The following is a 24,344-nucleotide window of genomic DNA, read 5'->3' as shown; positions in this document are numbered from 1 at the left end:
TCCCGCGCACGTGTCTTGGTTTTAGCGCAGGGAAGCAGCGATTCTGTCGCCGACTTCCTCTGTTCGGACTGTGCCACGGCTGCGCACTTCATGCTCCACTGCGGCCTCAATCTTTTCGGCATTGTCTTCGTCGCCGAGGTGTCGCAACATTAATGCAACGCTCAAAATAGCCGCTGCAGGGTCTGCGATGCCCTTGCCTGCAATATCGGGGGCAGAGCCGTGCACGGGCTCGAACATTGAGGGGTTCTTTCCCGTGGCGTCAATATTTCCCGAAGCAGCAAGGCCAATCCCGCCGGTGATAGCACCTGCCAAGTCCGTGAGAATATCGCCAAAGAGATTATCCGTAACGATCACGTCATAGCGCGATGGGTCCGTGACCATGTAGATCGTCGCTGCATCGATGTGGTGATACTCAACGCTCACGTCAGGAAATTCTTTCGCCACCGCATCTACCGTGCGCTGCCAGAGTCTCCCTGCGTGTACCAATACGTTGGTCTTGTGTACGAGGGTGAGATGCTTCCGGCGTGATTGAGCCCGCTGGAAGGCGTCGCGCACTACCCTTTCCACCCCATAGCGGGTGTTTTGGGAAACCTCAGAGGCTACCTCGTGTTCGGTATTTTCACGAAGAGTGCCCCCATTGCCGCAATAGAGACCCTCGGTCCCCTCTCGAACCACGACGAAATCGATGTCCCCCGGGTTCGCCAGAGGAGATTCGGCGCTCGGGTACAACTTGGACGGCCTCAAGTTCACATGATGGTCCAACTCGAAGCGCATCTTCAGTAAAAGACCTCGCTCCAGAACCCCCGGGGGCACGTCCTTGGGCGCGCCGATGGCCCCCAGAAGGATCGCGTCGTGTTCGCGCAGCGATTCCAGATCCGCCTCCGTGAGCAGTTCCCCATTCCGCAGGTAACGCCGTGCGCCGAGGTCATATTCGGTGACCTCGACGTCACCACGAACGGCTCGAAGCACCTTGAGAGCCTCCGCCGTAACCTCCGGACCGATACCGTCGCCGCCAATCACTGCCAGTTTCATTGTATGGAACTCCAATTCCCACTAGGTGAACTTAGCGGCAGTGTATCACAGCTAGGCTGCCTCGCGGGCGCGATCCAACTCCCAGCGCAATTGAGCCTCGCTCGGTGACTGGACGGGCAAAAATGCCGCCTCGCGGAAGCGCCTGGACGCAGGCGAATGCTGAGCATAACCAGCACCACCGGCAACACGCACTTCCAACTGAGTTGCCGAAGCCGCAGCCTGCGCCGCCGCCAATCGCAACTCAATCAACGCCACGGGATCCACCTGCTTTTCGACGCCCCGGCTCAGCTCCTCCTGATGTTCCACCAGGGAGGCAATGTGCTCGTTGATCGCCTGAACCTCGGACGCAAAAACACCATTAACACCCTCAAGCCGCTTCGTAGCCTCTTGCGCGGCGGTGTGCGCCAGCCCCAAACACTCTGACGTTTGCAACAACACAAAGGTGGGACGAACTGAACGCGCAAAGCCCTGCAGATCCGTAGCGAGAACCTGACGCTCTGGAACAAATGCGCGATCAAATTCCAGCGAAGTTGACGCCGTAGCATTCAGTCCGAGGAGACCAAATGGCTTGCCAAGGCTCACACCGGGAGCGCTGGCGTCGATGGCGAAGACCAGGGGGCCGTCGGCAACCGCGCCGGTCACTACCAGCGAATCCTCAACCAGATTTGAAGCCCAGCGCAGTACGCCGCTGACTTCATAACCGCCTTTTACAGGCGTTGCCTGGAGTTCAATATCGCCACAACCCGCCGCCTGCTTAAACACGGAGGCCATGCCCGTTACACCGGGACGCTCACCGCGCAAGAGAACCGGAAGCACCTCGCGGGCGTAGTCCGTGTCGGCCTGTGCAAGATACTCAATAGCCATAGATTGAGCCCACAGGCTAAAAGCTGCAGAAAGGTCTAGTTCGGCCACGTCGCGGATCAGACGAACCAGAGTTAAGAGCTTGTCCGGGTGATTATTAACCACCTGCAATAGCTCTCGCTCCGCCAGGTGCTGAACCAAATAATTCGCACTGAGCTCACCTTTATCTACAGCCTTCGCGCGCTGCGCAACGAGCTGGGCAAGATCTACTGGGAGCGCCATTAGACCAGCTCGGAGGTGAGATTAGCGGGGCGGGTGTAGGTGTTGACCACAGGCGACCACTTCACTGCATCGCGTTGGATCTTGTCAAGCGTCTCGCGGTCAGCGTCTCCCTCAAGTTCGATCTTGACGCGAACGTCGGACACGCCAGTGCGCTTGTCCTCGTCCAGATCACCAACGCCCCACACAGCAGAAATATCAATGTCGGATTCAATGTCGATGGCGATCCTGGTCAGCGTCACGCCACGGTGCGTGGCAATGGCCTGGATGCCAACGGAGATGCACGAAGCCAATGCCGCCTGAGCCACCTCGGTGGGGTTGCCTGCAGCGTTATCTCCGAGCAACTGTGGAGGCTCGGCGACGAGCACCGGCTCCAAATCGCGGATCTGGGTGTAGTTGCGGAACTGCCCATCCGCCTCTGTGTGGGTCTTAATCTGCTTCTTTCCGCCTGCGGGGTTTTCCTGGTTCTTTTGAGCAAGACTTGCCAGACGCTCTGCGTCAATGGGCTCCAGAGCCTCGCCGGGATTGTGATTCGGGGTGAGATCAGACATGCAATGCTCCTTCAAACTCGGTAACTTGTACGCCCAAGCTAGCACGTTTAGTCTGCCAACACCATACTGAGCGGTCTATTTTATTCACGTAAAAAGAAACGCCGCGTTAGCGGCGTTCTCTTCTAGGCTTCGAAATCAACGGCGAAGAACTCCGCCTGAATTTCTTCACCGATTGATGCGAGCAAGCTTTCTGGAACTTCGCGATCCACTCGCAGGATCAGCGTGGCGCCATCCCCCTCAGCGTCCTGCGAAAGTGCAGCGGCATCGATGTTAATGCCCTCGGCGCCCAACCTGGTACCGACCTTGCCAAGCGCTCCTGGCGCGTCGCTGTACTGGAAGAACAGGTTGTAGCCGCGCGCACGGAGGTCCAAACCGCGCTCATTGATGCGGACGATTTTCTCCACGCCGTTCAGGCCAGTCAACGCACCGATCACGGATGCATGAGTTCCATCTGCTGCCACCGCGCGCACCTCAAGCACGGAGCGGTGCGTCTTCGACTCAGAATGAGTGGACACCTCCACGGCGACACCGCGCTCCTTGGCAATGCTCGGAGCATTCACGAAGGTCACTTGCTCCTCCAAGAAGCCGGAGAAAAGACCACGCAGTGCAGCCAGACCAAGCACGTCGATGTTTTCGCTAGAAAGCTCGCCGCGCGCCTCCACCTCGATGGACACTGGAGCCTCGTCGAGCAGCTTGCCCGCAACGAGGCCGAGCTTGCGCGCAAGATCCAGCCACATTGCAACCTCTTCGCCTACCTGGCCGGCCACGTTCACAGCATCGGGCACGAATTCTCCCGCAAGGGCCTTCAGTACCGAAGCGGCTACGTCGGTGCCGGCGCGATCCTGTGCCTCGACGGTGGAAGCACCAAGATGGGGCGTAACCACTACCTGTTCCAACGCGAACAATGGCGAATCGGTGCAGGGTTCCGAAGCAAAAACATCGAAGCCTGCACCCCGGATGTGGCCCGAGGTGATGGCATCAGCGAGCGCTTGCTCGTCGACAAGCCCACCGCGCGCAGCGTTGATGATGATTTGCCCCTGCTTCGCCTTCGCTAGCAGCTCGGCGTTGAACATGCCGGCAGTTTCTTTAGTCTTCGGCAGGTGGATAGTAACGAAATCAGAGCGCTGCATGAGCTCCTGCAGCGAGACCAACTGGACGCCGAGTTGGGCTGCACGGGCGGGATTTGCGTATGGGTCGTAGGCGATGATCGTGGTGTCGAACGCCGCCAGGCGCTGCGCGAAGAGCTGACCGATGTGGCCGAAACCCACGATGCCCACAGTTTTGCCAAAAATCTCAACGCCCGAGAAGGATGAGCGCTTCCACTGCGCATCGCGCAGCGTCTTATCAGCCGCGGGAATTTGGCGGGCAGTTGACAGCAGCAGCGAGATTGCGTGCTCACATGCCGAATGAATATTGGAGGTGGGAGCATTTGCCACCATCACGCCCCGTTCGGTGGCGGTGGCAATATCGACATTGTCTAAGCCAACGCCAGCGCGACCAACAATCTTGAGCTTGGGTGCTGCTTCCAATACCTCTTTATCCACAGTGGTGGCGGAACGCACGAGCAGTGCGTCAGCGTCGACCACAGCTTCAAGCAGGGCCTCGCGGTTTGGTCCATCAACCCAACGAACCTCGACGGAATCCCCCAACGCATCAACGGTGGACTGAGAGAGCTTATCTGCAATTAGAACGACAGGGCGGCCTTCAAGGCTCACGATTTTCTCCTGGAGTGCTTTCGCATCGTCCGTCATGTTTGGCACGACCGCGCCCCACACAACGAGCCCGCGCCTGCTTCTCGGCGCGCAGCATTTGTAGTGTAGCCCGACACCTACTAGCGGCTACCCGATTTTGGAGGGGGCAACGACGTACTTTTGTTAGTAGCCAATGAGTGCAAAAAGCGGCTGTGGGCGCAGCTCCTCCGATTCCAAAAGCCGATCAGTACCACCATCAATGAAGCTGCCATCGCGGAAAAGTGACGCTGACCAGCCTTGATTCCGCATGTACACACGCTCAAAGTGTTCTTTAACCGCGCTGATGGTCCCGTCCCCACGGACGTCAACTGCTAAGGACAGCGCCACTTGCGGGAAGTTGGTATTGAGGCTTTCGGTGTGGTGGATTTGCCCAGCCTCTTGGGCGATGATGAGCAGCGGCTTTTGCGCCAATTGGTGTTCCTCCACCGCCGAAGCCAACACCTTTGCCACAGCGTTCACTGCCTGGCTTTCTACATACCCATCACCTTCGGCCTTCGGGAAGCTTTTCGACGTATCCACGGCGACGCCGATATTCGGCAGCGCCAGCACCTCATCGAATTTCGACACCTGCTGGGCGACGTTCTCCTTGCCCGGTTCAAACACCAAAACACCGAATTGTTTGCGCTTGTGCAAGGTTTCTGCCCACTCGAGTGCCCGATCCCGGTTAGCCAAGAACGATTCACCGTCGATCAATGTACTGGCTTTGATCCACTGTGGAGCCTCGATGTAGATCGGTTCTCTACTGAACACGATCCCACGATCATTCGGCAGCCACTGGCGGATTTTTTCTGCCATGAGGATGCGCTGGCTTAACTGTTCTTTGGTGCCGAACTGCGAGCCAAGGGCAATTAGTGGCTCATCGGACAAGCCCGCTACAGCAAGAGTGGTATCGGCGTCAAAGCGCGGATCCGGATAGGGCATCACTTTCACTCCAGCACCATAAGCACGCGCCGTGGCCGTTGCGGCGATGGAGGATTCGGGGCTGGCGATCACCAGCGGAGTTTGCTCCGCATCGCGCTTGGATTGCCCGGGAAAACCCTGGTTCACTTGCGTGTTTGCTTTGGACGCCTGGGGTGCCTCCCCCACTCCGGGCCATTCGGGCACTAATAGTTCTGCCCGATCCGCCTCGAGGTGAGCAATGGCTTCGGTCACGCTTGTTCGATCGTAAACGGGCGTTGGAGTGAATTGCAGCGCCGTGAGGTCGCCCAACGACTTCTTGGTTCCTGGGTCTTGGATAACGGTGGTGTCCCCACTCGTGGTGGCGATATTGACCTGCCCAACCAAGAGCACGTAGCGAGCCTTGAGCCGGTCAATCTCATTGAGAACCGATGCGCGGTTCCCATCGCGCATCGTCACCATCGGTGAGTGGCTCACAACCGCCACAGATGCAGCGCGCAACTGCGAGTGAATCTCGTCATCGGAGATAATCAGGGTATCCGAGGCGTCGAAGAAGCGCTGGGATGCTGCCACCCCATCACCGTATGGATCGCCTACCACCTGTGGCGTCGGTTCAAAATCAGTAGACGCGTGGTGGTTCAGATTCTCCGCGCGCGCCTGCTCCAGAGCTTGCTCGTAGTTTTGCGGCGCTTCGGGCCCAAAGGTACAGGCGCTGAGCAGTAGCAAGCTCGCAATAAGGGCGCGAAGCGTTTTCAAGGGCGGCCAGTCCTTCCGATGTCTAGGCGTCAAACGCGCCAGGGCCTTCCTCTCCGCCGTGCAGATCCGACTCATTGACGTCGTGCAGCGCCTCGGTGCCCATGGCTTCTTCGATCATGCACAATAGCTTGCGACGGCGATCATTGAAGAATGCCTCAGCGTTAGCACTGAAGAGTAGGTGTGGATCCAGGTAGTGGCTCGCCAGCACTTCGTCGAATTCGGCGTCATCCATCAAGGATTTGGACTGCACACGATAGAGGTAGCGAGCCGGAGAGCTCTCTTCCACCATCACATACGTCCTGCGCCCCATCGGGGTTCGGTTCAGCACCGAATGCGCAAGCACCGGAGATATGCCATTTTCTTCACACCACGTCAGGGGGAAGATGGGCCGGAAATGGACACCCAACTGTGGAGCGGTATGTTGGTCAATTTTGGTGCCCGTACGCCAATCGCGCGCTCCCCTGCCCTCGAGCAGGGCATAGATACCCTTATAAAGGCCTGAATCAGGCCCAGCAGAAAGCAATCGCGATTCCACGAAGCGCGCGCCTCGGATGGAGGCGGGAAGTTCTTCACGTTCGTGGCGGATCCACGCTGCCAATTCGTCTACGTCTTGCCCCATGCGGATGGTCACAGCAGGAGATCCGTAAAGCTCGCCGAACACCCCACACCAGAACCACCGATTGAGGCGGTCCCAGGACTCTTGCGCCGCCATCGTGTGCACGTCTTCCGCGAGCACCGCGATGATGGCGGCCAACGGAATGAGCTGCTGGGTGTAAGGCACCTGCGAAGTCGTCAGAATACAGCGCTGGCGCATGTAATTGGCTGCTTCGTGGAACGCGGCGCGCATCTTTTCCGCCGCGTCTTTGTATTCGGAAAGTGTCAGCGAGAGGATGGCCTCGCGCTGCCCACTGGAGTGTCCCTTGCGCGCGGTGATGTAGAGGGCCACGGCGGTCAGGAACTCGGTCTTTGATATACCGTCGAGAGCGGGATAGCGGCGCAGCACTGATTCGGTTTTTGCCCAATCCTCCTGCAATTTGAACTGAGGATCCTCGGCTGCAAACACTGCGGTCAGCAACTCGAACACGTCCATCTGCAAACCGTGAGCATTGGCCTGGGCGAAGATCGAGCCAATACCTTCTTGCGCGGTCTCACGATCCAGGCGCGTCATCGGCACCGCGTAGCGAACTAGCGGGCGCAGCACCGCGTTGTGGAAGCGCTTCGTGCGCTCACGCTGAGCCTCATCCGATCGCCCTGCAAGATCGAAGAGCATGTCGGAGCCTTCGTCTGTAAGCAGTGCGTGCACAGGAATCAATCCTGCATCGATGGCATTTTCGGGTGTGATCACCTCGGGGAAACCTTGCGCAAAGTGGGAGCGCACCCGGCCGTTCTCGTCGACGGAAATGACAGCTTCGTCGGGCATGACTTCTTCTTCCACCGCCCGGTGAATGTCCACGTAGAAGCGACGCTTTGCCTTCTTATTGCGCAGATCCACCGAGTGAACTAAACCGTCACCCCGAAGGCACTGATACAACGAAGTAATGCGCTGTTGGCCGTCGAGAAGCAAGAGGCCGGGAGCCACACCAGTGTCCGGCGCCCCCTGAAGTGCCCGTGGACGGAATCGCAGCGGCGCGTTACGGGTATCGAGAGCCATAAGAGTCCCGATTGGATACCCGCGAAGCACCGTCACCAGCAGCGACCTGATGCGGTCGACGTCCCAACGGTAGTCGCGCTGGAAGTCTGGAAGTTGCAGATCACCTCGGTCGATTCGGTTGAAAATATCGATGAGGTCGTAACTTGGCGTACTAAAACCCATGCGACCGAGTTTAGCGGGGTTGGCACACATCCTCGTGCGAGCGATGCTGCGAAAGCTCAATTTGTATGGTGGAATGCCCCACACCCTGCTCTTTCAGCGCCGCTTGTACGCTGTCTAATATCCCACAATCGCCCATATGCTTTTCGACGACCACGTGGCAGGTTGCCAACGCCTCATTTCCATCGAGGCTCCATACATGCAGATCGTGGATCGCCTCCACGCCCCGAATCTCCAGCATACGCTGCTCGATGCTGGCCAGATCAACATCAGAAGGCACCCGCTCCATCAGCACGTTCATGGACTTCATCAGCAACTGCACAGCTCGCGGAAAAATCAGCGCAGCAATCATGAGCGAGGCCACAGTATCTGCCCACATCCATCCGAGCATCATCAATGCCGAGGACACGATCACCGCAATCGAGCCGAAGAGGTCGACCAGCACGTGGAGGTACGCACCCTCGACGTTCAAGTTTTGGTCTTTGTCGCGGTGCAATACCGAGGCGCTGAGCACATTGGCGACTAATCCGATCACGCCGATGATCAAGGTGGTGCCGGCGTCTACTTGGATCCCATCCCCCAGTCGGTGGAATGCTTCCAGGACAATCCAAATGGAGACTCCCACCACTGTCGCCGCATTCAGCATGGCGGCGAATACTTCTAGCCTTTTGTAACCGTAGGTCGATTTGGCATCCGCCGCTCGCCGAGCAATCAGTGTTGCAACCAGAGCCACCACGAGACCTGTGGAGTCCGAGAGCATATGCATAGCATCCGACATCAGCGCGAGCGAACCAGCGAGCGCGCCACCGATAAGTTCCACAAAGAAAATGGTGGCGGTCACCCCCAACGCTAGGCTGAGGGATTTCGCGCCACCGTGGTGTTCGTGGGTATGCATAGCGCTAGTGTAGCGCCAATGACACACTTATTGAACCCTTAATGAAAATACGGGTTTAGGCAGTCTCCGTGATCGGGTTCTTCACCCAGCTCATGAGGTCGCGCAATTTCGCGCCGGTCTTCTCAATCGGGTGCGATGCAACTTCCTCACGCATGCGCTTGAGCTCGGGCTGACCATCCTCAACATCCTTGACCATGTTCTGCACGAATTTGCCCGACTGAATGTCGGCCAGCACTTCCTTCATGCGCTGCTTCGCACCTTCGTCGATGATACGAGGACCAGCAACATACCCACCAAGCTCCGCGGTCTCAGAGATGGAGTAGTTCATGTTGGACAATCCACCTTCCCACACCAGGTCCACGATGAGCTTCATCTCATGCAGCACCTCAAAGTAGGCCATCTCCGGTGCGTAGCCCGCCTCGGTAAGGACCTCGAACCCGGCCATCATCAGGTATTCCAGGCCACCACACAACACTGCCTGCTCGCCAAAGAGGTCTGTCTCAGTTTCCTCGCGGAAGGAAGTGGGAATCACGCCAGCACGCGCACCGCCGATAGCCGCTGCGTAGGACAGTGCCAATTCTTTGCCCTCGCCCTTGGGGTCCTGATCAACCGCAATCAAGCAGGGCACACCCTTGCCGTCGACAAACTGGCGCCGCACCAAGTGGCCGGGCCCCTTCGGAGCGACCATGGCGACGGTGATGTTGTTGGCCGGTTCGATTAGGTCGAAGTGAATGTTCAAGCCGTGCGCAAAGAGAATGGCGTTTCCGTCGCTCAGGTTCGGGGCGATGTCTTCGTTGTAAATCTTTGGAATTGAGGTGTCGGGCGCCAGGATCATCACCACGTCTGCCCAAGCAGCGGCATCGGCATTGGACTTGACCTCAAAACCAGCCTCGCGGGCCTTATCCGCAGATTTCGAGCCTTCACGCAGACCGATCACGACCTCAACTCCGGAGTCGCGCAGGCACATGGCGTGGGCGTGCCCCTGGGAACCGTAACCCACCACAGCAACCTTACGCCCCTGAATCAAAGACAGATCAGCGTCCGCGTCGTACAAGATTTCAATAGCCACAGCTATCACCTTTCTTTTTTCGCTTTCCGGATCATCATATATCAATCTATGAGACAAAGAAAGCACTTTCGTCCCATTTTATGGGATTCTTACCGGTTTCCCGGAGCCATTGTCTTCGGACCGCGGGAAAGCGCAATCTGGCCAGAAGATATCAGTTCGCGAATACCGAAGGGCTCCAATACGTCCAAGAGTGCCCTGAGCTTCCCCTTCGTTCCGGTGGCTTCAATCACCACCGATTCCGGGGCTACGTCGACCACACGCGCGCGGAAGATGTTCGCTGCGTCAACGACCTGCGGGCGATTGTTGGCATCCGCGGAAACTTTCACCATCATGAGGCCGCGTGCAACCGTCGTGTCCTGATCAAGGCGCACCACCTTCAAAACAGGTACCAACTTATTGAGCTGCTTCGTAATCTGCTCGATAGTGTTTTCGTCAGCATCCGCCACGATAGTAAGCCTATTGATCCCTGGCTGTTCAGTAATGCCCGAAACGATGGACACCAGGCTAAAACCACGCCGCGAGAACATGGCCGCCACGCGAGAGATGATGCCATCGGAGTCTTTCACCAGTACCGAAAGAATATGCCTGGAAACTTCTGGATTTGTCATGTGATCCGCCCTCCTAGGCTTGCTCGATGGCGTCGTCGATTTCGGACAGTTCTACTGCTGCGGACTCTTCGTCGTCGAAAAGCGGGCGCAAATCGCGCGCATACTCAATCTCAGAGTTGGAGTTACCTGCGGCCACCATCGGCCACACCTGGGCGTCCTGACCGACGATGAAGTCGATCAACACAGGCCGATCGTTGATCGAGCGTGCCTTTTCAATCGCGGGAACGATCTCTTCCTCCTTGGTCACACGAATGGCAACGCAACCCTGTGCCTCCGCTAGCCCTACGAAGTCCGGCATGTAATGATCCTGCTCGCGCAACTTCGTGTTGGAATAGTGACCGTTGTAGAACAGCGTCTGCCACTGACGAACCATGCCCAAGTTGCCATTGTTAATCACGGCAATCTTGATGGGGAATCCCTCAACCGTGCAGGTGGTGAGCTCCTGATTCGTCATCTGGAAACAGCCGTCGCCATCAATGGCCCACACCTCGGTATCCGGCGCACCCGCCTTGGCCCCCATTGCCGCAGGAACGCTGTAGCCCATCGTGCCAAGGCCACCTGAGTTGAGCCACTTGCGTGGTTGCTCAAAGTCGAGGAATTGCGCGCACCACATTTGGTGCTGGCCAACTCCGGCGCAATAAATCGCGTCCTCGGCGGAATGTTGCGCGATCGCGCGGATAACTGCCTGGGGCTCCAACAACCCGTCATCGCTCTCATCCCACCCGCGGGGGAACTTTTCTTTCAAATTGGCTAGGTACTTGCGCCAGCGATCAATCTTCGGCGGCTTCAGATCCAATTGTTTCGAGGTCTCGAGTAGTGCACGTAAGACCTCGGCGGCGTCACCGACGATCGGAACATCGGCAACGCGGATCTTGCCAATTTCTGCCGGATCAATATCTGCATGAATCACCTTGGCATCCGGCGCGAAACTATCGACGGCACCGGTGACGCGATCGTCAAAACGCGCGCCAATAGTAATGAGCAGATCGGAACGCTGCATCGCCCCCACCGCGGGCACCGAGCCGTGCATACCAGGCATGCCCATGTGCAGCTCGTGAGAATCCGGGAAGGCACCTAACGCCATGAGCGTGGTCACCACTGGAATCCCCATGTGCTCAGCGAGTTCCTTGAGCTCCTCCGAGGCATTCGCTTTAATCACACCGCCGCCGATATAGAGCACCGGTCGCTGAGATTCAGCGATCATGCGGGCAGCTTGCTCGATGGGGCGATTGTGCGGAGTGAGCACGGGACGGTAGCCGGGCAAGTCAATGGTCGGGGGCCACTGGAACTCCATCTCCATGGCCTGGATATCTTTCGGGATATCTACAAGCACCGGGCCCGGCCTGCCGGTGCTCGCCAAGTGGAAAGCCTCGGCAATCGCCTGCGGAATCTCGTCCGGGGAGGTGATCATGAAATTGTGCTTCGTCACCGGCATGGTAATGCCACGCACATCCGCCTCCTGGAACGCATCCGATCCGAGGAGGCTTCGCCCAACCTGACCAGTAATCGCCACCAGAGGTACCGAATCGAGGTAGGCATCAGCAATGGGCGTGACCAAGTTGGTAGCGCCCGGCCCGGATGTAGCGATACATACGCCGACACGGCCAGTAACCTGCGCATATCCCGTTGCCGCATGGCCCGCCCCTTGTTCGTGACGAACAAGGACGTGGCGCAAATTCTCCGCCTCGTACAAGGCGTCATAAAGCGGGAGCACCGCGCCGCCTGGCAGACCGAAGACCATGTCGGTGCCCAGTTCCTCCAGGGAACGCACCACAGCCTCGGCGCCGGTCATCTTTTGGGGTTGCTGTGCTTTCCGACGTGCGGCAAGTAATGCCGGACTCGGTGTTGTGGGCTTGTTTGGGGCTGCCACGACTTCAAGCTCCTTCTCACATTTCGGTGTAGGTGAGCACCCTGATCAAACGACAAAACCCCCGCTTCAGCTTGTGCTGGCGAGGGCGTCTGGCGTTACGACTTGCAGGCCGCTACGGCAGGCGCCGTTCGGTAATTACTACAAGTCGAAGAATGTTCACGAAGGTCATTTTACACAGCCGCACCGCAGTGCAAGATTCCTCCCCCAGGACTACCCCCTGGACCGCGTCCCACGTGGACAAAACGTGATCCAGGCTACCCCCGGGCCGTCTTTAGCGGGGTTATAGTCGGGCTCATGCCGCTGACTTATCTTCTACAGAAATTCTGGATCTGGATGGTCGATACCGGATTCGACCTCGGGATGCTGATCATCCTGTTGTTCCTCGTGCCTCGAGCAGGTCGCCTCGCCATGCGCATCGTGGAAAGAAAGGTAATCGATCAGAACGACAAAGAATCGAAGACTCACCTGGCTTTTGCCGGTGTTGCCGTCTACATCGCCCAACTCGTTGCCTATTTCGTGCTGTTTGTGTTCATCCTTCAGCAACTCGGCTTTTCACTCGCTGGCGCGGCAATTCCTGCTACTGCGGCATCTGCAGCCATTGGTTTAGGTGCCCAATCCATCATCGCCGACTTCCTCGCCGGATTTTTCATCCTCAGCGAGCGCCAATTCGGCGTCGGGGACTGGGTCCGCTTCGAAGGTGGAGCAGCCACAGTTGAAGGCACCGTCATCCAAATCACCATGCGCGCCACCCGAATCCGAACACTGGCGGAAGAAACAGTCATCGTGCCCAATTCAAAGGCCGGTGTCTGCGTCAATAGCTCGAATTATTGGTCGAAGGCAGTGTGCAAAGTCTCCGTTCCACTGCTCGGATCCCACTCAATCTATGAGGCAATCGACAGGGCCGGGCAAGCTGCACAAATTGCACTGAAGCAACCAGAGGTTGCCGAAAAGGTAATGGGCGAGTTGGACGTCCACCCCAATCTTGCCGTGAATCCGCCGTCAACCGTTGGCATGCCGTGGACGGCGGACATGCGCTTCGTTGTGCAAGTTCAACCCGGCACCCAGTGGTTCGTCGAACGTGCCATCCGCACCGAGATCATCAACGAATTCTGGCGCGAATACGGATCCGCACCGACGCTTAGCGGCGCATTCGCTGAAGACTTCCAAACCGCTGAAAACGCGCAAACCCCAAGTGAGTCATCTGATTCCCACCCACAGCAAAGCGTGCAGAACTCTCTGGAACGAGTTGAGGGACACGAAGACCCAGCGAACGAAGATGACGCCACGGTCTCACTGACGCGCTACAACGAAATCCAGCCGTACACCGGCTGGCGCAGAGTAATTACCGGCGGCGGCAAAACTCGACTCTCTACGGCCATGCTGCTCGGGGGACTTGTTGTGCTCCTCATCTTCAAGGGTCTGACCTGGTCCCCCGACGATAAGAACTACGACGGTTCAGTTGGGATATTGGCGCCAGAGCGCTTCCAAAGTTCCAGTGAGCCACCGAGCCCCGCGCGCAGTACTCCTCAAACTCCCACCCCCGTGCCAAACACCACCACGGCGGTGCCTGAAAATACACAAACCCCAGTACCGAGCAGCCAGGTTCCAAGTAACTCCCCCGAACCCACCACCAGTACCCCCGAAAGCACGGAAGAAAGTCCTTTGGACGTGCTGCGCTAGAATCCTTTGGTTATGAGCGAGCAAGCACAGCCAGCAACTCAAGAATTTAAACCGGATCGCACACACCTGCTCGCAGCGGGCATCATGATCTGCATCCTGCTCATCGGCATTAGCGCCAAACCGCTCCTTTTGGGCTGGGTGATGATCTTTCCCGTGTTGTTCATCATCTGGGTGTTCAAGGCAAAAACTGTGGTGTCGGAACGAGGCATCACCGCCCATTACCTCTTCAAAGGCAAGCAGTCTGCCACCTGGGAGGAAATTCAAGGTATCGGTTTCCAGGGATCCAAGACGGTACTCCAGCGCAATGAAGGAGATCCGTTTGTTTTGCCAGCGGTTTCCTTCACCTCCCTTCCTAAGCTCGAAGCGGCGTCACGTGGACGCATCAGCGACGTGCTGAGCGCCGGGCGAAAGGCAGCCGACGAGAAGGTCACGGTGGTCCATAAGGACGGCCGCCAGGTACTCATGACCAAGGAAGAATACGCACACTACGAGGCCACGAAGCAAGGGGCCGCAGGGCAACGTCGAGAAGCAAAGGACGAAGCATGATTCCTCTCCGATCAAAAGTCACCACCGTAGGCCGGAATGCATCCGGCGCGCGAGCGCTCTGGCGGGCAACAGGCACGCAGGAACACGAATTTGGCAAGCCCATCGTGGCAATCGTTAATTCTTATACCCAGTTTGTCCCCGGCCACGTACATTTGAAAAATGTGGGCGACATCGTGGCAAACGCCGTGCGTGCAGCCGGCGGTGTGCCAAAAGAGTTCAACACCATCGCTGTCGATGACGGCATTGCCATGGGGCACGGTGGCATGCTCTACTCGCTTCCTTCGCGCGAGATCATTGCGGACTCAGTCGAGTACATGGTGAACGCGCATACCGCCGACGCGATGGTGTGCATCTCGAACTGCGACAAGATTACACCCGGCATGCTCAACGCCGCCATGCGGTTGAACATCCCCTCAATTTTCGTTTCCGGTGGCCCAATGGAGGCGGGCAAGGCGGTCGTGGTTGACGGCGTTGCGTCCACCCCCACCGATCTCATCACTGCAATTACCGCCTCCGCGAATGACGCGATCAGCGACGCGGATCTCCAAAGCATTGAGGCATCCGCATGCCCCACCTGCGGATCGTGCTCGGGCATGTTCACGGCCAACTCCATGAACTGCCTGACTGAAGCCCTGGGTCTTTCATTGCCGGGAAACGGCACGACTCTTGCAACGCATACCGCACGCAAGGCGTTGTTTGAACAAGCGGGCAGCATGATCGTGAAGTTGTGTGAACGCTACTACGGTGAAGAGGACGCATCGGTCCTGCCCCGAAGCGTCGCCACGAAGGAGTCATTCCTCAATGCCATGGCTTTGGACATGGCAATGGGTGGCTCAACCAATACGGTGCTGCACACGCTCGCCGCGGCGCAAGAAGGCGAAGTAGATTTCGATCTCAGCGATATCGACGAATTGTCCTATCGCATTCCTTGCATCTCGAAAGTCGCGCCGAACGGAAGCTATCACATCGAAGATGTGCACCGCGCCGGGGGCATCCCCGCCATCTTGGGCGAATTGCACCGTAAAGGCCTATTGGAGACCAACGTCCACACCATCTCCCACTCTAATGTGGATGAATGGCTCGGTGAATGGGACATCCGCGGCGGAAAGGCGAGCGATGAAGCGCTCGAGCTCTTCCACGCAGCTCCTGGGGGCGTGCGCACCACCGAGGCTTTCTCGCAATCGAATCGATGGGAGTCTCTGGATACTGACCAAGAACATGGATGCATCCACTCTGTCGATCACGCTTTTTCTGCAGACGGCGGCCTGGTGATCCTGCGCGGCAACCTTGCCCCCGACGGCGCTGTGGTCAAGTCCGCCGGCGTGGAAGAAGAGCTTTGGAAATTCACGGGCCCCGCCTTGGTGTGTGAAAGCCAAGAAGAAGCGGTATCGAAGATCCTGAACAAGGAAGTGTCGCCGGGTGATGTAGTGGTCATTCGCTACGAAGGCCCTGCGGGTGGCCCCGGCATGCAGGAGATGCTCCACCCCACCTCGTTCTTGAAAGGCGCTGGGCTTGGTAAAGCGTGTGCCCTCATCACCGATGGGCGTTTCTCGGGCGGCACCTCGGGACTTTCCGTGGGCCATATGTCGCCGGAAGCGGCTCATGGCGGCCTGATTGGACTTGTGCAGGATGGCGACCCAATCACCATCGACATCCACAACCGTGTGCTATCGCTTGATCTCGAAGATTCAGTCATTGCAGCGCGCCGCGACGCCATGAACAACAGCGATAAGCCGTGGACCCCGAACCGTGAGCGACAGGTGAGCAAGGCGCTTCGCGCCTACGCGAAGATGGCAACGTCTGCCGATAAAGGTGCTGTGCGCCAGGTGGATTAAGAGCAAAAAGAAGCGCCCCGAGGGGCGCTTCTTTTTATTGTTGGATTGGATTCACCGCTGCACCAAACCACCACAGTGCGATGGCTCCCGCTATTGCAGCGATCACAAAGAACCAGGAGCTTGCCAACGGGCGACGTGCCCAGGAGCGGCTGGTATCAAGCGAGATAATGCCGGGGCCCGTGAATTGCACCACCACGGAAATGGCCGCGAGCAGAGCGTAGAAGAACAGCGTGTCCTTTGCTGAGGCAAAGGCCTCACCATTTGCCAGGAATACCTGGTGCAGGAACAAAAACGAGGTCGCCACCGTCGCCAAAGCTGCCGCGATTGGGGTAAGCAGACCAAAGAGCAGGAACACCCCCGCTGCCAATTCGACGGTAGGAATCGCGATGGACAGTAAGTTCGGGTACACGTAGGCGCCGAAATCGTTTTCGAGCGAACCCAGCCCGCGCCCGCCGATGCCAAAGAATACGGTGATGGAATCAAACAGCAGCCATGCCGCGAGCACGACTCTGAGAAGAAGCAAGCCAAAATCGATGGTCCCGCGCTTGGCTCCCTCGGACGCGCCCAATGCGGCAGCCTGCTCAACTTCAGTTTCGGTAGCTACTACCTCACTGTGTTCCGCGGACTGGTAGGTGGTGGAAGCTGCAGCCGGTACTGCTGGATTGGCGCCGGTGGGCGCATAGTCTTGATCTGCGTAAGGCTCGACAGGCGCGTCGGACGCGAGGGGCGCACTACGGTCTACGGGCTCTCGCTCGAAAACCTGGGTTGGCTCCGGCTCAATGTTTTGAGGCGCTACTCGTCCTGCACGTCGGTAAATGGTGGTGTTTTGATCATCGCCATAGGTGGGGATGTCATCAAAGTCGCTTGCTCGATCGGGGGTCTTGTTGCTCATAGCGTTTAGCGTAGGTGAAGTGCTCTCCTATCCACGGTTTCAACTCGCCTGAGATGCGCGGAATTTTTTTCTAGCAGTGCTGCAGCACACGTGCCATGGCGTCGCGTTCCGCCAGACTCACGGTGAGGTGGTACTTCACCTTGAGCCCCACTTGCCGCCGCACATATTCACAGGCGTAGGCAGGATCCGATGGCAGCCATGCATCGGCGGTCTTCGCTTTCTTGTTTTGGTTCTCACTGCCCAAGGTTGCCTGGAGGTTTGCCGGATCGTTAGCGAAGTTTCTCCGGCCACGTTCGTCCCAGGCCCAGGCCCCGGATTCCCATGCGTCAGCCAGCGCCACCACGTGGTCAATCTGCACCAGTGAAGATGTCTGGTTTCCTTTTTGGAACCTGTGAATTAAGCCCGAATAAGGATCGCGCAGTACTCCGGTTTCCACCACGCACCGGCGCGTTCGGGGCTTGAAAGTGATTTCGGTGAGGTCTCTTTGCAACATGTCATTGCGCGTATCGCAGCCATTGTGTCCGCCTGGAACATCAACATCGTCGCTCCAAGCTTGACCGAAAGCACTGCGATCGTAAGGAGGCACAGCCACAGTCTCGTCTCGCACTTCCAGTGCGGCCAGTTGGCCATCTGTCACTGGTGCGTTGGGCACACCACTCGGTGGCTGGTGCAGGTAGCCGCTGGCACCAATCAGGAGCAGCGCGAATACAACTACAGCGCCGAGGAGTCGGAAAAGTTTGTTTAAGGTGCGCATGGTGCTTTCAAGCTAACAAATGCCCTCCAGGATAGACAAACACTTGTTCTATACCTTGACCCGAACGTCATGAAAGACATATCTTGTTGATATGTCTACTTCTAAGGATTGGGCGGGAGACGCCCGAAACGCATCAACCACTGGCGAATTTATCCGCGATACCCGCTACATCGATGACCGCATCACCTCGGACGTCGAAACGCCAACTACATTGAAAAACGGACAGACCCTTTGGCCGGCCACACCTGGAAAATATCGCCTCATCGCCGCCAGAGCTTGCCCTTGGGCACATCGGGCCGTGATTACACGCAGGCTCAAAGGCCTCGAAGACGTAATTTCGCTCGGGTTAGCAGGTCCGACGCACGATCGCCGCTCGTGGACCTTCGACCTTGACCCCGGCGGTGTTGATCCCGTCCTCGAGATTCCCCGGCTCCAAGACGCCTATTTCAACCGCTTCTCTGATTACCCTCGCGGCATCACCGTGCCCGCAATCGTCGACATCGAAACGAAAGCCGTAATCAGCAACGACTTCCCAACCCTGGTACCTGACCTCAATGATCAATGGAAGCATGCCGAGCGCGACGGCGCCCCGGACCTGTATCCAGAGGCGATGCGGGAGGACATCGACAAGCTGACAAAATATATTTTTAGCGAAGTAAACAACGGCGTCTACCGCTGCGGCTTCGCCTCCACACAGGAGGCTTACGACGCTGCATATGATCGACTGTGGAATGCCCTCGACACGCTGGAGGAACGTCTCAGCGATCAGCGTTACCTCATGGGTGATCACATCACGCTTGCCGACGTCTACCTGTTCCCCACCCTCGTGCGTTTCGACGCGGTATACCACGGGCACTTCAAATGCAATCGCAGCAAGCTGAGCGAGATGCCAGTGCTGTGGGCATATCTTCGCGACCTCTTCCAGACTCCCGGCTTCGGCGATACCACCGACTTTCTTGAAATCAAACAGCACTACTACGTAGTACATACCGACGTAAATCCCACCGGCGTGGTACCCAAAGGCCCCGATCTCTCGGGCATGCTCACCACCCACGGGCGGGAAGCTCTGGGAGGAGCACCCTTCGCCGAGGGAGCCACCGCTCCCGGACCGGTGCGCGAGGCGGAGCGAGTGAAAAACTTGCTCCCCGAACAAAAGGCTTTCTTCGAAAACCTTTATCGCCGCTAGCGGATCGGCGGCAGCACACTCGCCGCTTCTTGCACCGCTCGGCTGAGGCGGTGCAACGTGGATGATTCAAGACGCCAGCACTGCCAGTACAATGCGACCTCGATCTGAGCGGCGTCCAGCAACACCAATTCGCCCCTCGCCAAGAGAGGCTGCGCTTGAGCTTCCGGCAATAGTGACCACCCCAGACCAAGACGTGTGGCCTCCAAGAATGCATCAACTGATGGAATCTCTGAGACATTGCGACGGGGTGGAACGTAACCGATCCGGCGTTCCAGATCCAGATCTTGTAGTCGGTCTCGGGGGCCGAATCGCAGTACTGGCATGGCCTCCCAATCCACTTCTCCATCTCGGCTAAAGCGATCAAGCAGTCGCGGGTTGGCTACTGACACGTAGCGCATGACCCCAAGTTCCCGAACTTCACATCCAGCCACCGGGCGCGCTTCTGTGGTTACCGCCCCCATCACGTCGCCACGAGATAGTAGGTGCTTTGAATGTGTTTCGTCCTCCACCCGAACGTGCAACGTAGCGTTAGGCCAACTGGCCACCGAACTCAACACCTGAGGAAACCAAAGCGAAAGCGAGTCGGCGTTGACGGACACCGCCAAAGGCAATGCGCCCATACGCCCACTCAATTGGGCGTCCACCTCCGTGCGCAACAGCCCCATTTTTCTGGCCATCTGTGCGATGACCTCACCGGCTTCTGTTGGTTCCGGTGGCGTCGCGCGCCGAATCAGCACCCGGCCCGCAGCATGCTCCAACGCCTTCATCCTTTGGCTCACCGCCGAAGGCGAAATTCCGAGAGCAAAAGCGGCGCCTTCGAAGCTGCCTTCGTCCAAAATTGCCAGCAATGTATCCAGGTGAGCGGGGTTCATGAAGCTATGCTACACCAACTTCAAATTCTTTCATTTTACTTCAGATCCTTGCGGGGTCATGCTAGCTCCATGGGAATCGTGATCACAGGCTTACTGATGGGGCTATCGCTCATCGTCGCCATCGGCCCGCAAAACGCACTCATCATTAAACTCGGGATGAAAAAGCAGGCCATCGTACCGGTGGTACTCACCTGCCTGATCAGCGATATTTTCCTCATTCTTGGCGGGACAATGGGCGTTGGCGCCATCATTGATAAAGCGCCTACAGCTCTGACTATCTTGAGCATCGCTGGCGCAGCCTATCTGCTGTGGTTCGCCTTTACCTGCTTCAGAGATGCCCGCCGTATGGACACCAGCACCAGCAGCACCGTAATCGAAGATCAAGTGCCACAATCCCCCGCACAAGGAACCTCAGAGCTACATGGTTCAGTCGCAGTTGCGACGCGCACACAAACCGTCGCATGTGAGCAACGCACCTGGGTCAAGCCCGTCCTGCTCATCTTGGGCATGACGTGGTTGAACCCCACCGCCTACATCGACACCGTGATCATGCTTGGCGGGATGGCAAACCAGTACGGCGAAGAAGGCCGCTGGCTGTTCACCGCAGGAGCACTCATCGCCAGCGCGATATGGTTCCCCACGATCGGATGGGCGTCGGTTAAGTGCTCCAAGACCCTGGCCAAGCCGCGCGTATGGCGATGGCTCAACATCGCGGTGGGTGTAATTATGGTGTTCCTGGCTTTCAGGCTCCTCATGCACCTCTAAGGCGCATCACATTCAAGCAAATACCCGCTCACCAGGCGGTGGAGTTCATTGCGCCAGGCTTGGGCCCCGGTCACGATATAAGACACCGCCGGCGCGGAGAGAATCGCCGACTGCACCGTCACTACCACGAAAGTAGCCAGCACCTCCGGGTCCCCCTCACGGATCTTGCGCCCAGTGCGCTCCACATTGGCTTGATCTCGCACAGCGACGATCAATCGCTTGAGGTAATCCACCAGACGACGCTGAGTGCCAACAAGGTGCTCGAACAGAAAATGGTGCAAGACGTCCGGGTCACTTTGCGCGACTGAATTGATGAACTGGTTTTGTCGCAGTTTGTCTGCGATCAGCACGATCTGATCAATGAATGCCTCGGGGCTGTCGACCTGCTCAAAGGCGGCTTCGAGCACCGTCACATATTCATTCCTAAGCACGTCACCGCTGAGCAAATCAATATTCTTGTAACGGCTGTAGAGCGTCGGTCGACTCACTCCCGCTGCCCGGGCAACAGAAGACATCGACGTTCCGCGTATTCCCTTGCGAATGAATTCCTCGCGCCCAGCGTCTAGGATGAGCGCATCAACGTCGCGGTTGCTGGAATTTCTCCGCTTCGGTGCATCAAAATGCAACACGGACGATGCCCGGGGCAGATCGAATGGCATATCTTTTCACTCTTTCTTTTCCGCATCTATTGCGTCTACGGCTCTTGCGTCTACAGCGCATTTTTGGCAACCAAGCTTTACACAAAGCATAACCCTTGCAAGCCCTGAATTTCGCTTCGCGCAGTTCACCGTGTACCCCCAAAAAGCAAGAAAGACCCGTAGCTTCTGCTGCGGGCCTTGATCACTGTCTTACGCCAACTTCTGCGCAATCAGCTTATTCACCTGGGCAGGGTCTGCCTTGCCGCGGGTCGCCTTCATCACAGCGCCGACGATGGCGCCAGTGACTTTGGTGTTGCCTGCTTTATATTTCTCCACGATGTCCGGGTTAGCTGCCAAAGCCTCATCGACTGCGGCTTCGATTGCTCCGTCGTCACGAACCACCTCGAGGCCCCGCGCCTGCACAACTTCATCTACGTCGCCTTCACCGGCGAGCACACCGTCCACGGCTTGGCGCGCAAGCTTATTGGTAAGCTTGCCTTCCTTCACCAGCTCAGAAACTCGTGCAACGTGCGCGGGGGTGATTGGCAACGCCTCTAGGTCCACGCCTTGCTCATTCGCCTTTTGCGCCAGGTAGGAAACCCACCAGGAGCGAGCCTCGGACGGTGTAGCACCGGCCTCAACAGTGGCGAGGATGAGCTCCAAGGCGCCCGCGTTGACCAAGTCACGCATCTCCTTGTCCTTCAACCCCCACTCTTCCTGGATACGAGCGCGTCGAACCCACGGCAACTCAGGCAAGGTTGCACGAATTTCCTCCACCCATTCGCGAGGAGCGATCACCGGAGGCAGATCAGGATCGTTGAAGTAGCGATAGTCCTCGGCTGTCTCTTTCGGACGACCCTTCGAGGTAGAACCATCGGCCTCCTGATAGTGGCGGGTTTCTTGAACGATCTCGCCGCCGTCGACAAGCACTTGCGCCTGACGCTGCATTTCAAAACGCACCGCTTGTTCCACGGACTTCAGCGAGTTGATGTTCTTGGTTTCGGTGCGGGTACCGAACTCTGTCGTGCCCACGGGACGGAGTGAAAGGTTGGAATCTACGCGCATCGACCCCTGATCCATGCGAGCATCGGACACACCCAGGGCCTTCACGAGATCGCGTAATGCGGAAACGTAGGCACGAGCGACCTCGGGGGCGCGCTCACCGGCGCCCTCAATGGGCTTGGTCACGATCTCGATGAGCGGAATACCCGCGCGGTTACAGTCCACCAATGAACTCGTCGCACCGCTAATACGGCCAGTTGCTCCGCCGATGTGGGTGAGCTTGCCCGTGTCTTCCTCCATGTGCGCGCGCTCGATTTCCACGCGCCATGTGGTGCCGTCGTCGAGGACCACGTCCAAGTAGCCGTCATAGGCAATGGGTTCGTCGTACTGCGAAATCTGATAATTCTTAGGCTGATCAGGGTAGAAGTAATTCTTGCGGGCAAAACGTGAGGACTCAGCAATCTGGCAGTTCAGCGCCAAGCCGATCTTGATGGCCCATTCCACTCCCTTGGCGTTTACCACCGGCAAAGCTCCGGGCAAGCCCAGTGACACGGGATCGACATTGCTGTTTGGTGCAGCACCGAAATGAGCAGAGGGCGCAGAGAACATCTTGGTTTCCGTGGCGAGCTCCACGTGCACTTCAAGGCCCATTACCGGGTCGAACTTCTCCAGCACCTCATCGAAATCCATGAGGTCATACATCGCAGCAGTCATGCGGGCTAGTCTATCGCATGCAAAAAGCCACACCGAAGTGTGGCTTGAGCTTGAAAGTAAGGATTAACCGAACAGCGCCTTCGCGGTGAGGTATCGACCTTCCGGCACGGTCTTGAGAGTGCCCACGGCCTCCTCCAGTGGAATCAAATCGATATGCTCGCCGTGCAGAGCCACGACCTTTCCAAAATCACCATCGTGGCAAGCGCGGGCAGCATGCACGCCATAGCGAGTGGCCAGCACGCGGTCATAGGACGTCGGCGTGCCACCGCGTTGGATGTGGCCGAGTACCGAGGTACGCACATCGTGGCCGAGACGCTTCTTAATTTCGTCGCCGATCACCTGGCCGATGCCGTTGAAGGTCTGGTGGCCGAACTGGTCTACGCCGCCCGCCTCGAAGTCCATCGTGCCTTCCTTGGGAAGCGCACCCTCGGCAACCACGATGATGCCGTACTTCTCGCCCATCTGGAATCGACGCTCCATTGCCTTACAAATTTCTGCAATGTCGAATGGCTGCTCGGGAATCACGGTGTAGTGCGCACCGCCGGCCATACCGGCGTGCAGCGCGATCCAACCAACATGGCGACCCATCACTTCCACGATCATCACACGGTTGTGGGACTCTGCGGTGGTGTGCAGGCGGTCGATGGCGTCGGTGGCAACAGACACTGCGGTGTCGAAGCCGAAGGTGTAGTCGGTGCCATTCACATCGTTGTCGATGGTCTTCGGCACGCCCACAACGGGAATGCCATTGTCGGAGAGCCATTTGGCACCTTTGAGCGTGCCTTCGCCGCCAATGGGGATCAGCGCATCGATGCCGGCGTCTTCGAGGTTCGCTTTGATCTGATCGAGGCCATTTTTGAATCGATCCGGGTGCAGGCGGCCGGTGCCGAGGATGGTGCCGCCGCGCAGCAGAATGCGATCGATGTTTTCATCGTCGTAGAGCTGCACGCGCTTGTCGTCCATAAGACCGACCCAGCCGTCTTGATAGCCCACCACGGTGGAGCCATATTCGGAGCAGGTTCGGACGATGCCGCGGATGACTGCGTTGAGGCCCGGGCAGTCGCCGCCGGAAGTCAGGGTGGCAATTCGCATAGGGACAAGTCTAAACCCTCACCTGTGTTTGTGCCCGTCCGGAAAAGAG

Annotated in this window: 21 protein-coding genes; 5 read left to right on the top strand and 16 right to left on the bottom strand. The window is 57.8% G+C overall.

Annotated elements, in window-relative coordinates:
• Window positions 1-21 precede the first annotated feature (21 nt).
• The 10 genes from CGERO_RS04825 to CGERO_RS04780 all read right to left on the bottom strand — a co-directional run bounded on the left by CGERO_RS04825 (window position 22) and on the right by CGERO_RS04780 (window position 12,319).
• Window positions 22-1,032, bottom strand: coding sequence for a 3-isopropylmalate dehydrogenase (locus tag CGERO_RS04825; RefSeq protein ID WP_123933777.1), 1,011 nt, complete (start codon window positions 1,030-1,032; stop codon window positions 22-24).
• A gap of 51 nt (window positions 1,033-1,083) precedes the next feature.
• The gene (locus tag CGERO_RS04820; RefSeq protein ID WP_123933775.1) at window positions 1,084-2,115 is read right to left on the bottom strand and encodes an acyl-CoA dehydrogenase family protein; all 1,032 of its coding nucleotides are present in this window, start codon (window positions 2,113-2,115) and stop codon (window positions 1,084-1,086) included.
• Entirely contained in the window at window positions 2,115-2,663 is a 549-nt protein-coding gene (locus CGERO_RS04815; protein WP_123933773.1) for an OsmC family protein, read from the bottom strand. Before CGERO_RS04815 ends, CGERO_RS04820 begins: the two co-directional genes overlap by 1 nt.
• Window positions 2,664-2,785: 122 nt before the next feature.
• Window positions 2,786-4,378 carry a phosphoglycerate dehydrogenase gene (gene serA, locus CGERO_RS04810; RefSeq protein WP_123935949.1) on the bottom strand — a complete coding sequence of 531 codons (1,593 nt, stop codon included), beginning with the start codon at window positions 4,376-4,378 and terminating at the stop codon, window positions 2,786-2,788.
• A gap of 159 nt (window positions 4,379-4,537) precedes the next feature.
• On the bottom strand, window positions 4,538-6,067 hold the full coding sequence (locus tag CGERO_RS04805) for a hypothetical protein (RefSeq protein ID WP_123933771.1): 1,530 nt from the start codon (window positions 6,065-6,067) through the stop codon (window positions 4,538-4,540).
• A 22-nt stretch (window positions 6,068-6,089) separates the two neighbouring features.
• Window positions 6,090-7,880 carry a GmrSD restriction endonuclease domain-containing protein gene (locus CGERO_RS04800; RefSeq protein ID WP_123933769.1) on the bottom strand — a complete coding sequence of 597 codons (1,791 nt, stop codon included), beginning with the start codon at window positions 7,878-7,880 and terminating at the stop codon, window positions 6,090-6,092.
• 10 nt (window positions 7,881-7,890) lie between these two features.
• Entirely contained in the window at window positions 7,891-8,772 is an 882-nt protein-coding gene (locus CGERO_RS04795; protein ID WP_123933767.1) for a cation diffusion facilitator family transporter, read from the bottom strand.
• Window positions 8,773-8,827: 55 nt separating this feature from the next.
• The gene (gene ilvC, locus CGERO_RS04790; RefSeq protein ID WP_123933765.1) at window positions 8,828-9,841 is read right to left on the bottom strand and encodes a ketol-acid reductoisomerase; all 1,014 of its coding nucleotides are present in this window, start codon (window positions 9,839-9,841) and stop codon (window positions 8,828-8,830) included.
• Window positions 9,842-9,930: 89 nt separating this feature from the next.
• Window positions 9,931-10,449, bottom strand: a complete 519-nt coding sequence (ilvN, locus tag CGERO_RS04785) for an acetolactate synthase small subunit (protein ID WP_123933763.1) — start codon at window positions 10,447-10,449, stop codon at window positions 9,931-9,933.
• A 13-nt stretch (window positions 10,450-10,462) separates the two neighbouring features.
• Window positions 10,463-12,319 carry an acetolactate synthase large subunit gene (locus CGERO_RS04780; RefSeq protein ID WP_123933761.1) on the bottom strand — a complete coding sequence of 619 codons (1,857 nt, stop codon included), beginning with the start codon at window positions 12,317-12,319 and terminating at the stop codon, window positions 10,463-10,465.
• A 294-nt stretch (window positions 12,320-12,613) separates the two neighbouring features.
• Between CGERO_RS04780 and CGERO_RS04775 the strand changes: the two genes are divergently transcribed.
• The 3 genes from CGERO_RS04775 to ilvD are packed head-to-tail and all read left to right on the top strand — an operon-like array spanning window position 12,614 to window position 16,380.
• Window positions 12,614-13,999 (top strand): mechanosensitive ion channel family protein, encoded by a 1,386-nt coding sequence (locus CGERO_RS04775; protein ID WP_123933759.1) that lies wholly within the window; start codon window positions 12,614-12,616, stop codon window positions 13,997-13,999.
• 12 nt (window positions 14,000-14,011) lie between these two features.
• On the top strand, window positions 14,012-14,545 hold the full coding sequence (locus tag CGERO_RS04770) for a PH domain-containing protein (RefSeq protein WP_123933757.1): 534 nt from the start codon (window positions 14,012-14,014) through the stop codon (window positions 14,543-14,545).
• Window positions 14,542-16,380, top strand: coding sequence for a dihydroxy-acid dehydratase (ilvD, locus tag CGERO_RS04765; RefSeq protein ID WP_123933755.1), 1,839 nt, complete (start codon window positions 14,542-14,544; stop codon window positions 16,378-16,380). Before CGERO_RS04770 ends, ilvD begins: the two co-directional genes overlap by 4 nt.
• Before the next feature lie 34 nt (window positions 16,381-16,414).
• Here ilvD and CGERO_RS04760 read toward each other — a convergent pair whose 3' ends face one another.
• Window positions 16,415-17,272 (bottom strand): DoxX family protein, encoded by an 858-nt coding sequence (locus CGERO_RS04760; protein WP_123933753.1) that lies wholly within the window; start codon window positions 17,270-17,272, stop codon window positions 16,415-16,417.
• 70 nt (window positions 17,273-17,342) lie between these two features.
• Window positions 17,343-18,026 carry an HNH endonuclease family protein gene (locus tag CGERO_RS04755; protein WP_123933751.1) on the bottom strand — a complete coding sequence of 228 codons (684 nt, stop codon included), beginning with the start codon at window positions 18,024-18,026 and terminating at the stop codon, window positions 17,343-17,345.
• A gap of 91 nt (window positions 18,027-18,117) precedes the next feature.
• Between CGERO_RS04755 and CGERO_RS04750 the strand changes: the two genes are divergently transcribed.
• Window positions 18,118-19,212, top strand: a complete 1,095-nt coding sequence (locus tag CGERO_RS04750) for a glutathione S-transferase family protein (protein WP_123933749.1) — start codon at window positions 18,118-18,120, stop codon at window positions 19,210-19,212.
• On the opposite strand, the gene CGERO_RS04745 is transcribed toward CGERO_RS04750, so the two are convergent.
• Window positions 19,209-20,084 carry a LysR family transcriptional regulator ArgP gene (locus CGERO_RS04745; protein WP_123933747.1) on the bottom strand — a complete coding sequence of 292 codons (876 nt, stop codon included), beginning with the start codon at window positions 20,082-20,084 and terminating at the stop codon, window positions 19,209-19,211. The two genes, CGERO_RS04750 and CGERO_RS04745, sit on opposite strands and share 4 nt — an antisense overlap.
• 69 nt (window positions 20,085-20,153) lie before the next feature.
• On the opposite strand from CGERO_RS04745, the gene CGERO_RS04740 reads away from it, so the two are divergent.
• Window positions 20,154-20,849 (top strand): LysE/ArgO family amino acid transporter, encoded by a 696-nt coding sequence (locus CGERO_RS04740; protein WP_123933745.1) that lies wholly within the window; start codon window positions 20,154-20,156, stop codon window positions 20,847-20,849.
• Here CGERO_RS04740 and CGERO_RS04735 read toward each other — a convergent pair.
• From CGERO_RS04735 to CGERO_RS04725, 3 genes are all read right to left on the bottom strand, one after another.
• Window positions 20,846-21,508, bottom strand: coding sequence for a TetR/AcrR family transcriptional regulator (locus CGERO_RS04735; RefSeq protein WP_123933743.1), 663 nt, complete (start codon window positions 21,506-21,508; stop codon window positions 20,846-20,848). The genes CGERO_RS04740 and CGERO_RS04735 overlap by 4 nt on opposite strands.
• 189 nt (window positions 21,509-21,697) lie before the next feature.
• Window positions 21,698-23,203 carry an Asp-tRNA(Asn)/Glu-tRNA(Gln) amidotransferase subunit GatB gene (gatB, locus tag CGERO_RS04730; RefSeq protein WP_123933741.1) on the bottom strand — a complete coding sequence of 502 codons (1,506 nt, stop codon included), beginning with the start codon at window positions 23,201-23,203 and terminating at the stop codon, window positions 21,698-21,700.
• A 63-nt stretch (window positions 23,204-23,266) separates the two neighbouring features.
• Complete coding sequence (locus CGERO_RS04725; RefSeq protein WP_123933739.1) at window positions 23,267-24,295, bottom strand: 6-phosphofructokinase; 1,029 nt, start codon at window positions 24,293-24,295, stop codon at window positions 23,267-23,269.
• Window positions 24,296-24,344: the final 49 nt, after the last annotated feature.

The organism is Corynebacterium gerontici (assembly GCF_003813985.1).
Classification (GTDB): domain Bacteria; phylum Actinomycetota; class Actinomycetes; order Mycobacteriales; family Mycobacteriaceae; genus Corynebacterium; species Corynebacterium gerontici.
Note: the sequence above shows the minus strand (reverse complement) of the source record. Positions and strands in the feature narration are given on the sequence as shown.